The sequence below is a fragment of the Micromonospora sp. NPDC049900 genome, from assembly GCF_044461025.1.
In the GTDB taxonomy this organism is placed as follows: Bacteria; Actinomycetota; Actinomycetes; order Mycobacteriales; family Micromonosporaceae; genus Micromonospora.
Window position 1 is genome coordinate 201982 of record NZ_JBITKM010000009.1, and the last position, 12667, is coordinate 214648.

General features: G+C 71.1%; 9 protein-coding genes. 4 read left to right on the forward strand and 5 right to left on the reverse strand.

Annotation, left to right across the window (positions count from 1 at the left end):
* Window positions 1-455 precede the first annotated feature (455 nt).
* Window positions 456-974 (reverse strand): CGNR zinc finger domain-containing protein, encoded by a 519-nt coding sequence (locus ACIBMZ_RS20965; protein ID WP_396696209.1) that lies wholly within the window; start codon window positions 972-974, stop codon window positions 456-458.
* 50 nt (window positions 975-1024) lie between these two features.
* Here ACIBMZ_RS20965 and ACIBMZ_RS20970 point away from each other — a divergent pair, with 50 nt between their 5' ends.
* The 4 genes from ACIBMZ_RS20970 to ACIBMZ_RS20985 all read left to right on the forward strand — a co-directional run bounded on the left by ACIBMZ_RS20970 (window position 1025) and on the right by ACIBMZ_RS20985 (window position 8121).
* Complete coding sequence (locus ACIBMZ_RS20970; RefSeq protein WP_396696266.1) at window positions 1025-2221, forward strand: MFS transporter; 1197 nt, start codon at window positions 1025-1027, stop codon at window positions 2219-2221.
* An 879-nt stretch (window positions 2222-3100) separates the two neighbouring features.
* Complete coding sequence (locus tag ACIBMZ_RS20975; protein WP_396696211.1) at window positions 3101-4336, forward strand: RCC1 domain-containing protein; 1236 nt, start codon at window positions 3101-3103, stop codon at window positions 4334-4336.
* Between the two features lie 193 nt (window positions 4337-4529).
* Window positions 4530-5927 carry a xylulokinase gene (gene xylB / locus ACIBMZ_RS20980; RefSeq protein WP_396696213.1) on the forward strand — a complete coding sequence of 466 codons (1398 nt, stop codon included), beginning with the start codon at window positions 4530-4532 and terminating at the stop codon, window positions 5925-5927.
* A gap of 172 nt (window positions 5928-6099) precedes the next feature.
* Entirely contained in the window at window positions 6100-8121 is a 2022-nt protein-coding gene (locus tag ACIBMZ_RS20985; RefSeq protein WP_396696215.1) for a sigma-70 family RNA polymerase sigma factor, read from the forward strand.
* A 30-nt stretch (window positions 8122-8151) separates the two neighbouring features.
* Here ACIBMZ_RS20985 and ACIBMZ_RS20990 read toward each other — a convergent pair whose 3' ends face one another.
* The 4 genes from ACIBMZ_RS20990 to ACIBMZ_RS21005 all read right to left on the reverse strand — a co-directional run bounded on the left by ACIBMZ_RS20990 (window position 8152) and on the right by ACIBMZ_RS21005 (window position 12525).
* Entirely contained in the window at window positions 8152-8550 is a 399-nt protein-coding gene (locus ACIBMZ_RS20990) for a carboxypeptidase-like regulatory domain-containing protein (RefSeq protein ID WP_396696217.1), read from the reverse strand.
* A 131-nt stretch (window positions 8551-8681) separates the two neighbouring features.
* A complete protein-coding gene (locus ACIBMZ_RS20995; protein WP_396696219.1) occupies window positions 8682-9716 on the reverse strand; it encodes a trypsin-like serine peptidase in 1035 nt (344 codons plus the stop codon).
* Between the two features lie 167 nt (window positions 9717-9883).
* Entirely contained in the window at window positions 9884-11155 is a 1272-nt protein-coding gene (locus ACIBMZ_RS21000) for a cation:proton antiporter (protein ID WP_396696221.1), read from the reverse strand.
* 74 nt (window positions 11156-11229) lie between these two features.
* A complete protein-coding gene (locus tag ACIBMZ_RS21005) occupies window positions 11230-12525 on the reverse strand; it encodes an MFS transporter (protein WP_396696223.1) in 1296 nt (431 codons plus the stop codon).
* Window positions 12526-12667: the final 142 nt, after the last annotated feature.

Genomic DNA, 12667 nt, shown 5'->3' on the forward strand with positions numbered 1-12667 from the left:
GCCCCGATCTTGACGCTCATGCAACCATTCTGCGCCCGACGACAACCGGATAACCGGCGGCGCTCCAGCGACAAGGGCTCGTCATCCGCGCCCGCGCCGTGTCCAATTTCGGTCCGTGAGCCAGGCTGACGGCGCGAGGTGAGAGTCCGCCTCGGCCAGCCGGAGCGCCAATGTGATCACGAACTGGAGACAGAACTCGATGCGTATGCGGCCCGAATATCGGCGGCTAACTCGGCATCCGACACGGCTGCCAACTCGTGGACCCTATGTTGGGCCGGTTCGGGATCGTAGCTGCCGCTCATTTGCACCACCCTAAACCGGTGATCGGCTGAGCTTTTGCGGCTCTTCGAAGTTGAGTGGGGTTCGCGGCTGACGGCGGCCCGGATATAGGGAGCTCGCAGCTCATCGGAGTGTCTAGATGTACTGACTGGGCACGTTGGTTGAGGGTGCGCGCGTCAGAGACGGGATCGGTGAGCGGCTACGCGCGCTCGGGTGGAGCAGGTAGGCGAGCAGTAGCGTCGCGTTCGTCCGGGACTGTGTGTGGTGAAGACGTTGTCGCAGTCGGTGCCCTGGCAGATGCCGAGTGGTGGCTGCTGGGTCTCGGTGATCGTGATGGCGAGGGCCATGGCTGAGGAGGCAAGGAACCACTCGCCCCATTCGGCGTCGTCGTCGCTGTCGATGTGTAGGTGCCACGGCGTGGTGTCCTCGTGTGCGGTGAGGCGTGGCGCGCGGCATCCCGCGAGCACGGTGTTCAGCAACTCGCACGCCTCGGTGAGGGAACCGGCCGCGGCGATGGCGCGCAACGCCGTCGCGGAGTCGCGAAGGTGGCGTGCCTGTTCGGTGGTCAGGTCCGTGAGGTCTTCCCCGGAAGCGTGTAGCGCTTCAGTCAGCGCGCCGTCGTCCCGGCTGGCCGCATTGATCACGTCCGCGCATCGCTGGACTGCATGCACGGCACCTGCCTTGAATCGCGACATGCGTTGATCGTAACGTATTACGTGTGGCAAACCGTTACATTGTGTGGACGGTGCCTTCTACCGGGGCGTTGGCGTCCAGGGTTGGCAACGAGATGGCCGGGACAGCCGTTCTGTTGTTCGCGTTCGCGGAATCGTCCCGCGGCGAGGGGGCAGCGGTCTTCGGCCTGCTCGCCGTAGCGGCGGCCGTCGGCGGCCCGTTGCTGGGGGTGTGGATCGACCGTGGTCGCTCCGCTGCACCGCTCACGTTGTCGCTGGTGGCGTTCACCCTCGGCCTGGTGGCTATCGGGGCGAGCATGCACGCGGGCCAGGACCACCTGACGATGGTCCTGGCAGTAGCGACCGGACTCTTCGGGCCCGCCGTGGCAGGTGGTTGGTCGGCAAGCCTGACGTCTTCGGACCCGCAGAAGGCCCGCCGACTGGTCGTGTTCGACGCCAGCTCGTACAGCGTCGCCGGGCTGGTCGGCCCCGCTCTGGCGGGTGTCGCGTACGCGGTTGGCGGCAGGGCTGCACCGCTGGCCCTCACCGTCGCCCTGCTCGCGATCGGCAGCATGTGTGCTCCTTGGGCCCACCCCGGCCCCACCCCGTCCGACGCGGTGGCGGCTGTCGACGCGCGGACGAGTCGTCCGCACCCGTTGAGTGACCTGCGGTCGGGAATGCTGGCGATCGTGCGCCAGCCCCGTCTTCGGTGGGCGACCACGTCGTCGTGCATAGCGTTCTTCGGCTTCGGGATCTTCGCGGTCATGGTCCCGAGTATCGGCGCGGCAAGGTTCGGGTCACCGGCCGCGGGGTCGCTCATCTTGTCCGTCCTGGCGGGTGCCGCTCTGGTGTCGAACGCTGTCCTCGCCCGCCGGGATGGGCTCGGCCGGCCGGCAGCGGTCCTGACAGCCAGCACGGCTGCGATCGCAACCGGGATCGCGATGCTGCTGATCAACAACCCCGCTGCGACACTGGTCGCCGCAGTCATTGTCGGTGCCGGTGACGGCCCGCAGCTGGCTTCGCTGCTTCACATCCGCCACGCCGAGGCGCCGCAGCGACTGCGCACCCAGATCTTCACCACTGGAGCCAGCCTGAAGATCACCGCTTCGGGCTTGGGCGCGCTTGCGGCCGTCCCGCTGATGCACCACGGCATGGCGACTGCCATCGTCACGGCTGCGGTTGCCCACCTTGCAGGAGCCGGCGTCGCGGTAATGGCCAGGGATAACACTCCTGCCACCCCATTCGCCCGACTTCTTGGACAGGCCCGCTGATGGCTCATGCGAACGCCGCACCCTCACCCAGCGCGGACGCCGTGGCCGCGGCACCGACCCGGAATGGCGGACGCGCAACCGGCTGACCCGCCCGCCGGTCTGCCCGCCGGCAAGCCTTGTGAGCACGCCTGTGATCAAGATCGATATTCATCTGCTAGTTGTCGATGGCTGTGGCGGGCTGGCTTGTGGGCGACGCGGGAGCGGACGGGGTGGCATCCGGCCTCCCACATTTTCTGTGCTCACGCGCATGCTCACACCTCAAGATCAAGTAGCCATCATCGGCCGATACTCGATGGCATCAGACGTGATCTGCGGATCTAAATATTGCCTGTTCAGCGCATGTGCTGACATTGGCCGGGATGGCGTGACAGGATCGTTACCTTACTGGCAGTGTGGGGGTCAGGGGTTCGAGTCCCCTCGGCTCCACCCTTAAGTAGCAGGTCAAGGGCTTGTTCACCGAGCAGTGGTGGACGAGCCCTTGATCATTTGATCCCCGTTCGATCCCGGGATGGGCCGTACGGTCCGCAGAGCCGATGAGTGGCCGTCGCCACTGGTCCGGTGACGGGCGTGTGGACGGACGGACGGACGGACGGGGGGCGCGGCCTTCGGTCGCCCGCCGCAGTTCGCCGCCCCCTTCACCGCTGCCGCTTCTCCTTCCCCGTCTCATTGGTCGGCCGATCGTGACGCTCGACCGTGCCGGCCCTCGACGGTTGGCGGCAACCGGCTTCGACACAGGTCCCCGCCGGGGTGGACCCGAGAGCAAGGTACTGACACTCGTCAATGTAGGGTTTCGTCGATATGAAGTGATGGGTCGCTGGTGACCCATCGGGGCAGCGCCGCCTCCACGGACGAGACCGACGATGTGTAGGGAGACAGCGCATGAACGACCATCGGGAGGGGCGGCTGCGGATGCGTTGGCGGCGGGCGGCCGGGGCCGCCGTCGCGGCAGCGGCCTCCGTCGGGATCACCGTGCTGGCCGTCGGGTTGACGGCGGGTGCGGCGACGGCGGGCGTCAGCTCCGCCGACCGGGGCACACCGAACGCCTCAGTTGCCGCTGCCGCGACGGTGTCCCGGGTCGCCGCGGGCGACCTGCACACCTGTGCCATCCGCTCCGAAGGAGCGCTCTGGTGCTGGGGCAACAACTTCTACGGCCAGCTCGGCGACGGGACCAACACGGAACGGACCACCCCGGTCCGTATCGGCGACGCCACCACCTGGGTGAGCGTCGACGCCAGCATCAACACCACCTGCGCGGTCCGCACGGAGGGAACGCTGTGGTGCTGGGGCAGCAACCACAACGGGCAACTCGGCGACGGAACGACCACGAAACGGAACAGCCCCGTCCGGGTCGGCGACGGGACCACCTGGGCCGGAGTCAGTGCCGCCGCCAATCACACCTGCGCCGTCCAGACCACCGGCACCCTGTGGTGCTGGGGCGAGAACCGCCACGGTCAGCTCGGCACCGGTCCGACTCCCTTTCTGGCGACCGCCCCGGTGCAGGTCGGCACGGCGACCACCTGGGCGAGCGTCGCGACCGGGTACGCGCACACCTGCGCCACGCGCACCGACCGGACCCTGTGGTGCTGGGGCAGCAGCTCGGACGGGCAGCTCGGTCTCGGCATCCGGGAGTATCGGACGACGCCCACGCAGGTGGGCACCGCGACGACGTGGGCCGGCGTGACGGCCGGGTACGTGCACACCTGCGCGGTCCGCACCGACGGGACGCTGTGGTGTTGGGGCGAGAACGGGTACGGCCAGGTGGGCGGCGGCGTCGGCTCCCAGACCACCCCACTCCAGGTCGGCACCACCACCACCTGGGTGCGGGTCGAGGCGAGCATCGACTCGTCGTGCGCGACGCGCACCGACGGCAGCCTGTGGTGCTGGGGCAAGAACTCGTCCGGGCAGGTCGGCGACGGCACCACCACCCACCGGTCGACCCCGACCCGGGTCGGTAGCGCCACCACCTGGGCGGACAGCCTGGGCGTGTCCTACCACGCCTGCGCGGTGCGCACCGATGACAGCCTGTGGTGCTGGGGCGACAACTCGTTCGGGCAGGTCGGCGACGGCACCACCACCCACCGGTCGACCCCGGTGCAGGCGGCCCTGGCGGGCTGACCGCCACCGGCGATCCAGCGGTGCTGTCGGTTCCCGCCGCTGCCGCGTGGGCGGCGGCACGGACCGACAGCACCGCACCCTCGGCTGGATCATCCGCTAGGCGCCGCCGCGACGCCGAATTCTGTAAGGCCATTGAACTAATCCGGGTGTCGGACGTAAAGTCGGGTCTCACCGAGCTGCGGGAGGCATCGCCATGAGTGGCGCCAGGACCCTCGTCGCCGGCGTCGATTCGTCAACCCAGTCGACCAAGGTCGTGGTCTGCGACGCGGAGACCGGCGAGGTGCTCCGCGCGGGCCGCGCCCCACACCCCGACGGCACCGAGATCGATCCACGGTTGTGGTGGACCGCGTACGAGCAGGCCAGCGCCGGTCTGCTGGACGGTGTGGCTGCGATCGGCGTCGGCGGACAGCAGCAGGGCATGGTCTGTCTCGACGAGGCCGACGAGGTGGTGCGGCCCGCCATTCTCTGGAACGACACCCGCTCGGCGCGCGCCGCCGTCGACCTGACCGGCGAGTTCGGTGGACCGAAGGCGTGGGCCGACGCGGTCGGGCTGGTGCCGGTGGCCAGCTTCACGGTCACCAAGCTGCGCTGGTTCTCCCGCGCCGAGCCGGAGCGCGCGGCCCGCACCAGCACGGTGCTGCTGCCGCACGACTGGCTCACCCACCGGCTGCGCGTGGACGGCGGGGAGCCGACGACCGACCGGGGTGAGGCGTCCGGAACCGGCTACTGGTCGCCGGCCGCGGGCGCGTACCGGCAGGATCTGGTGCGGCTCGCCTTCGGTCGGGACGTGGCGCTGCCCCGGGTCGCCGGGCCGGCCGAGGTGGTCGGGGAGACCGCCTCCGGCGCGCTGCTCTCGGCCGGCACCGGTGACACGATGGGCGGGGCGCTCGGCGTCGGCCTGCGGCCGGGTGACGTGGTGGTCTCGCTGGGCACCTCGGGGTGCGTGTACGGGCTCAGTGACGTACCGACCGCCGACGCGAGCGGGCTGGTGGCCGGGTACGCCGACGCCACCGGCCGGTTCCTGCCGCTGGTGTGCACTCTCAACGCGGCCCGGGTGCTGGTCACGGTCGCCGACCTGCTGGGCCGGTCACTGGCCGAGTTGGACGAGCTGGCGCTCTCGGCGCAACCTGGCGCGGGCGGATTGACCCTGCTGCCGTACCTGGACGGGGAACGTACCCCCAACCTGCCCGATGCGCGCGGTCTGCTCGCCGGCCTGACACGGGCGAACACGTCGGCGGCGAACCTGGCGCGGGCCGCGGTGGAGGGCATGCTCGGCGGAATCGCCGACGCCCTCCACGCGCTCCGTGCCCAGCAAGTCCCGGTCGACCGGGTCTTGCTGATCGGCGGCGCGGCCCAGTCCCGCGCGGTGCGGGCGGTCGCGGCGGGATTGTTCGGCGCGCCGGTGAGCGTGCCGCGCCCTGCCGAGTACGTGGCGCTCGGCGCGGCGCGACAGGCGGCCTGGGCACTGTCCGGCGGCGCCGAGCCGCCGCCGTGGCCGGTAGAGGCCGAGGAGGTCACCGCCGCCGACACCCCCGAGGTGTACGAGCGCTACGTCGACGTCCGCCACCGGGCACTACCGCTGCTGACGTGACACCGACGGCGCGCAGCGACGGGTAGGACTCACCGGCCGTGGCCGTGGCGACGATGTTCGCGGAAACTGTTATCTCGTCCCGGCCTCGCCGTCTCCTGAGGGGAGGCAACGGCCGGATGTCTCGTCCGCCCGGAGTGCGGTGGCGGTGCGATCACGTGGAGGAGTGGCGGGTATGCGGGTCGGAGACCGGGGTGGCGCGGACGCGAGTCTGGTGATCGCCGCCCGTGCGGGCGAACCACAGGCGCTCGACGCCCTGCTCGCGGCCTCCCTGCCGCTGGTCTACAACGTGGTCGGCCGGGCGTTGCGGGGCCACGCCGACGTCGACGACGTGGTCCAGGAGACGCTGTTGCGCGTCGTGCGGTACCTGACCGAGCTGCGGGACCCGACCGCCTACCGGTCGTGGCTGATCGCCATCGCGGTCCGCCAGGTGCGCGATCGCGAACAACGCCGCCGGACCGCGCAGGAGCACACCTCGGACCTCGACGTCGCGTACGGCGTCCCGGACCCGGCGGCGGACTTCGCCGGGCTGACGATCCTCCGGCTCGGTCTGACCGACCAGCGGCGGGAGGTCGCCGAGGCGACCCGTTGGCTGGACCCCGACGACCAGACGTTGCTGGCGCTCTGGTGGTTGGAGTCGACCGGCGACCTGGACCGCACCGAGCTGGCCGCCGCCCTCGGTCTCACTCCGGCCCACGCGGCGGTCCGGGTGCAGCGGATGAAGGAGCACCTGGAGTCGGCTCGGAGCGTGGTGCACGCGCTGCGGACCACCGAATGCCCCGGGATGCAGGACCTGACCCGGGGCTGGGACGGCCGACCCCACCCGCTGTGGCGCAAGCGTCTGGCCCGCCACGTCCGCGAGTGCGGTCGGTGCGGTGGCTCCGGCGGCGAGCTGTTCCCGGTCGACCGGCTGCTCGCCGGGCTCCCGCTGCTGCCCGTCCCGCCCGGCACCGCCGAGCACGTGCTGGCCCATCTGCCGCTGGCACCCGCCCTCACCCCGAACGTCGCGCCGGTCACCCCACGGGCCGGCGCGGTGAACCCCCACGCTCCGACCTCGGATCCCACGGCGGTCGAGGCGTTCGGGCGCACCGCCGTCGTGCAGACCGGCGGCGGTGCGCCCGGGGGTGTGCACGCGGCCCGTCCGCGCGGGCTGGCCGGTCTCCTGCCGGCCGGCGCGGCGAAGGTCGTCGGGCCGGCCGCCGCCGCCGTCGCGGTGGCCGTCCTCGCCGTCGGGGCCATCGCGGTCGCGCAACGGACCAGCCCCACGCCCGCACCGGCGGCACCACCACCGCCGGTGGCGGCAGCGCCGTTCGAGGCGACCTCACCGTCGGCCTCCCCGGACTCCTCCGCCACGCCGTCGGCGACACCGACCACCCCGGCCGCCGGCACGTCGCCGTCGGCGGGCCCGTCGTCCCGTCCGACCCCCACCGCGGTACGCCCGGCCGCGCCGCCGCCCGCCGCCACCTCGACGAAGAAGGGTGTCGGTGTCTGGACGTTCGACGGGGTCGACCGGGCGCTCGCCGACTCCGGGGCGAGTTGGTACTACACCTGGAGCGTCGCGCACCCGGGCGTGACCACCCCGCGCGGCGGCGAGTTCGTGCCGATGATCTGGGGCGCGGACAGCGTCACCGCCGCCAACCTGCGGCAGGCCCGGCAGAACGGGAAGTACCTGCTCGGGTTCAACGAGCCGGACCTGAACGGCCAGGCGAACATGAGCGTGGAGCGTGCGCTGGACCTGTGGCCGCAGTTGGAGTCGACCGGTCTGCCGCTGGGCAGCCCGGCGGTGGCCTGGGGTGGGGACCGGCCCGGGGAGTGGCTCGACCGCTTCATGGCCGGTGTGCGGGAACGCGGTCTTCGGGTCGACTTCATCGCCCTGCACTGGTACGGCGGCGACTTCCGCACCGCCAACGCGGTGAGCCAGCTCCGCTCCTACCTCCAGGCGGTGCACGACCGGTACGGGCTGCCGATCTGGCTCACCGAGTTCGCGCTGATCGACTTCTCGAACGGGGTCCGCTTCCCGACCCAGGCACAGCAGGCGGCCTTCCTCACCGAGGCGACCCGGATGCTGCGCGGGCTGCCGTGGCTGCATCGGTACGCCTGGTTCGGGCTGCCCGCCAGCGACAAGGACCAGACCGGCCTGTTCCGTCCCGGTGGCCAGGCCACCGAGGTGGGGCGGGCCTTCCGGGCGGCCCGCTGACCACACCGGCCCGGCCGGGTGGCGGTGCGGTCAGCGCAGGACGAAGTCGAGGGTGGTGACCGCGCCGGCCGTGACGGTGGTGGTCTGCGGCTTGCTCGTCCGCTCGCCGGTGTCCACCACGATCTCGTACCGGCCGGGTGGCAGGCGCCACTCGTACCGCCCGGTGTCGCCGGTGAGGACGCCGATCTCACCGATCGCCGGTGCGGGCTCGTCGAGCGGCTCGACCAGCACGGCGGCGCCCTGCACCGGGTCACCGGTGGCGGTGGCGGCGGTGCCGGTCACGATGCCGGTGGTGTCGCTACTGGGTGGCGGTGGTGCCGGCCCGTCGTCCGAAACCGACCGGTCGCCGTGCCACGCCAGCAGACCGGCCCCGATCAGCAGCGGCGCGGCCACCAGCAGGGCGAGCGCCCCGAGGCGCCCCCTGGTCACGCCGGAACCCCGCTTCGCTCGCACATAACTGTCTCCTCGCTTCTGGTGACGGACAGTTACTGGGACGTGCCGGAGTGGCCGTCGGTTCCGTGGGGTGGAGGCGTTCACCCCCACCCCACGTCCGATTCCGGTCAGCCGTTTCGCCAGGTGATCAGGTTGTTGAACACCGACTCGGTGATCCGGGTGCCGTGGTTGTTGGTCGAGTGCGGTGCGGAGCCGTGCACGCCGTACGCGTGGATGGCCATCACGCACTCACCGGTGCAGAACGAGCTGCCGGCCGCCCGGGTCTGGTAGACCGGGCTGCCGCTCTGGCAGCCGAAGGTGTCGTTCTGGTAGAAGAGCTGCTGGTCGTGGGTGACCTGGATGGTCTGCCCGGCGTGCCGCCACTGCTGCCCGAACGTCTTGTCGCACGGGTAGCCGCTGACCGTGCTGGCGGTGCCGGTCAGCGTGGCGCCCTGCCACCAGAAGCCGAACCAGCCGGTGGTGTTGCCGGCGGAGCAGTTGAGCCGGATAGCGCCGTAGTCGTTGGTCTCGTTGCCGCTCTGGGTCCAGCCGGTGACCGAGAGGAGCTGGGTCGCGGTGCAGGTGCCGTACGGGGTCGAGGCCCCGTTGCGGCCGGGGATGATCTGGAAGTCGCCGCGCGGGTAGAAGCCGTTGCCGCCACCGCCGTCGGCACCGCCGCCCGGGTGCACGCAGTGCCCGGCGGTGGCCACGATGCTGGGCCCGTACAGCCAGCCGGTGCATCCCCAGGTGGAGCCGCCGGTGGTCCGCACTATCTGCACGATCGCCCGGGACGGGAAGACCGTGGTCGGGTCGACGCGGACCCGGTTGTCGGTGCCGATCACGCTGAACACACCGGCCGAGGCTCCGCCCGTCTTCAGCGCCTGGCCTCCGGTGTCGAACCGGAGCCCGGGCTGGACGGCCCCGGTGCCGGCGGCACCGGCGCTGCCGGCGCCCCGGGAGCCGTCGATGCCCCGCTGCACGCTGCTGGGCAGGGTGGCGAGGGTGGGTACGGCCCCGGAGTCGGCGACGGCGCCGTGCGACCGGGCGGTGGTGGTGGGTGCCGCGGCGGCCGGCGCGGCGGCGACCACCGACGCCAGCACGGCGGTCAGGCCGACCGCGAGCATGATCCGCAGTCGGGCGGTGATGGACGGTGTGCGGGTCACGTGGGCCCTCCTCATCGAACGGTGACGCTGTCGATGGGGAAGCTATATCGGTCCGGATGATCCAGACTCGTCTCTGTCTGTCCGTCGACACCGTTACGTTCGGTTTCGGACAGAGGGCACACCGTAGCGGCGTGTCGCGTGGCGCTCCGTCACGGTGTGCCCTCGCGCTACCGGCCGGAGGTGCCCGCCGGTTCCAGGTCCGGAGCGTGCGGCGGTGCCGTGTCCCGGCCGCTCGGCATCGGGTAGAGCAGTTGCAGCAGCGGACCGGCCATCGCGGTCGTCACGAGCGCCATCACGACCATCGACGAGTAGAGCTGGCCGTCGAGCATGCCGAGTTCCAGGCCGACGGCGAGGATGATCAGCTCGGTCAGGCCGCGCGTGTTCATCAGGACGGCGAGTGCGCCCGCCGGTCGTGGGGCCACCCCGCCGAGGCGGGCGGCGGCGAAGGCACCGACGAACTTGCCGCCCACCGCGACCGCCAGGATGAGCGCCAGCTCGATCGCGTCACTGACGTCCATGGTGGACAGGTTGACCTTCAGCCCGGCGACCACGAAGAAGATCGGCAGCAGCAGCATGCTGTTGAGGTGTGTGATGCGCTCGCTGACCTGGGCGGTGACGCCCTGTTCGGGCAGGACGGAGCGGGGCATCACCACGCCGAACAGGAAGGCGCCGAAGATGAAGTGCAGCCCGATCCAGTCGGTGAACGCCGCTGACAGCAGCAGCCCGACCAGGGTGATCACCAGCGCTGCCGGTCGGGGTGGACCGCCCTCGTCACGCTCGGCCAGCAGCCGACGCAGCAGCGGCCGGACGACGAGGAACATGGCCAACACGTACGGGGCGAACAACAGCACCCAGACGGACCCGGTGCCGGCCCCGGCGACCGCGACCACGACGGCGAGCAGGGTCCAGGCGAGCACGTCGTCGATGGCGGCGCAGGCCAGCGCCACGCTGCCCAGCCAGGTGCGGCTCAGACCCCGGTCGATCAGGATGCGGGCCAGCACGGGGAACGCGGTCACCGACATGGCCGCACCCATGAAGAGCACGAATCCCAGCTTGCTGTCGGTGGGGTGCCGGGGGAACAGGTAGAGGGCCAGCAGCGCACCGAGCCCGAACGGCAGGGCGATGGAGCCGGCGGCGACCGTGCCGGCCACCATCCGACGGCCCCGCAGCAGACCGGCGTTCAGCTCGGCACCGACGGTGAACATGAACAGCACGACACCGATCGTCGCCAGGGCGGTCAGGAACGGCCGGATGTCGGTCGGGAAGAGGGTGTCGGAGATCAGGCCGTTGAACAGGGTCGGGCCGAGCAGGATGCCCACCAGCACCTCGCCGATGACGGGAGGTTGCCGCAGTCGCCGTGCCACCGCGCCCGCCCCGAAGGCGAGCAGCGAGATCAGTGCCAACGCGAGGAGGAGTGTCGGGACCTGATGCGAAGACATGGGCCTGTCTCCTGGTGAGAATGGTGGGTTGTCAGGCGCCGAGAGACGGCGGTCCGGGCGAGGGTGGGCGGTGCCTAGCGGTCCGAGGTCGGCGTCACGACCGGCTTGGTGGCGGCGGTCAGCACGTCGCCGGCCTGCACGTCGGTGGGCTGCGCGTCCCCGGCCTGCGCGTCGGTGGCCTGCTCGCCGGGTTCGGTGGGCTGCTCGGGCCGGGTGACCAGATAGACGGCGGAGACGGTGACGGCGGCGGCCACGATGCCCAGCAGCAGCCGGTAGTCGAGCAGGGCGATGAGGGCCGCGCCGACGGCGATCGACATGGTCTGCGGCACGGTCACCGCGAACTCGAAGGCCGCCGACGCCCGGCCGAGCAGGTGTTCCGGCGTACGGCGTTGCAGGGCGGTGGTGGCACCGACGACCAGCCACGGGACGCAGAGCCCGAGCAGGGCCATCGCGGCGATCACCAGCGGCGTCATCTGGACCATCAGCAGCATGCTGGAGAGGGCGACCATCGCCAGGCCGATGATCACGGTCATGCTCTCGCTGGTCCGGCGCAGCACCGCACCCGCGGAGACACCGCCGATGATGGTCCCGATCGCCTGCGCCGCACCGAGTACGCCGAGGAACGTCGGCTCACGGTCCAGCCCGGAGGTGACCACGGCCAGCCCGATCGCCTCGAAGAAGCCCAGCACGAGCATGGCCAGTCCGCAGGAGATGACGAGCTGGCGCAACGTCACGGTTCGGCCGATGAAGCGCAGTCCGGCGGTGATCTCGGTGCGCCAGGGCTCGCCGGACGGCACCGGCTTCGCCTCGTTCACCTTGATCGCCAGCAGTGCCCCGGCGGCCAGCACGAACAGGGCGGCGTCGATGAGGATGACCGCCTCCGGGCCGAGCCAGGCGAACAGGCCCGCGCCGACCACCGGCGCGAAGACCCGGATCAGACCACGGACCGACTGGATCAGCCCGTTGGCGTCGCCCAACAGGTCCTTGGGGATGAGGGACGGCAGCAGGGCGAGCTGTGCCGGACCGGTCACGCTGCCCAGCGCGCCATAGGCGAACATCACCACGTAGACGAGCCAGACGTGGTGGGCACCGCCGACCAGGAGCAGCAGCAGGACGACGGCGGCGAGGGCGAGGTTCGCACCGATGAGCAGCGGGCGGCGGCGTACCCGGTCGGAGAGCAGCCCGGCGGCGGGCAGGAGAAGGCTGCCGGCGGCGAAGGAGAACATCACCAGGGCGGCGGCCGAGGTGCTCCCACTTATCGTCTTGACCCAGATCGTCATGGCGAGGAACAACGCGAAGTCGCCGAGGTTCGACGCCGTGTCCGCCAATAGGTAAAGCCGCATCCGTCGCGTGGCAAGAATCCGTGACATGTCCTTCTCCTTGATAAAGGGCGCCGACGCGGGTGCGGCCTAAAGGCTGCCCCCAAGGGTCACACAAAAGACCAGTTGAGGGGACGGATCCGTTTCCACTTGGCACAGTTCTGCCAGCGTGCCGTCGGCCGGCTCGTTGGCG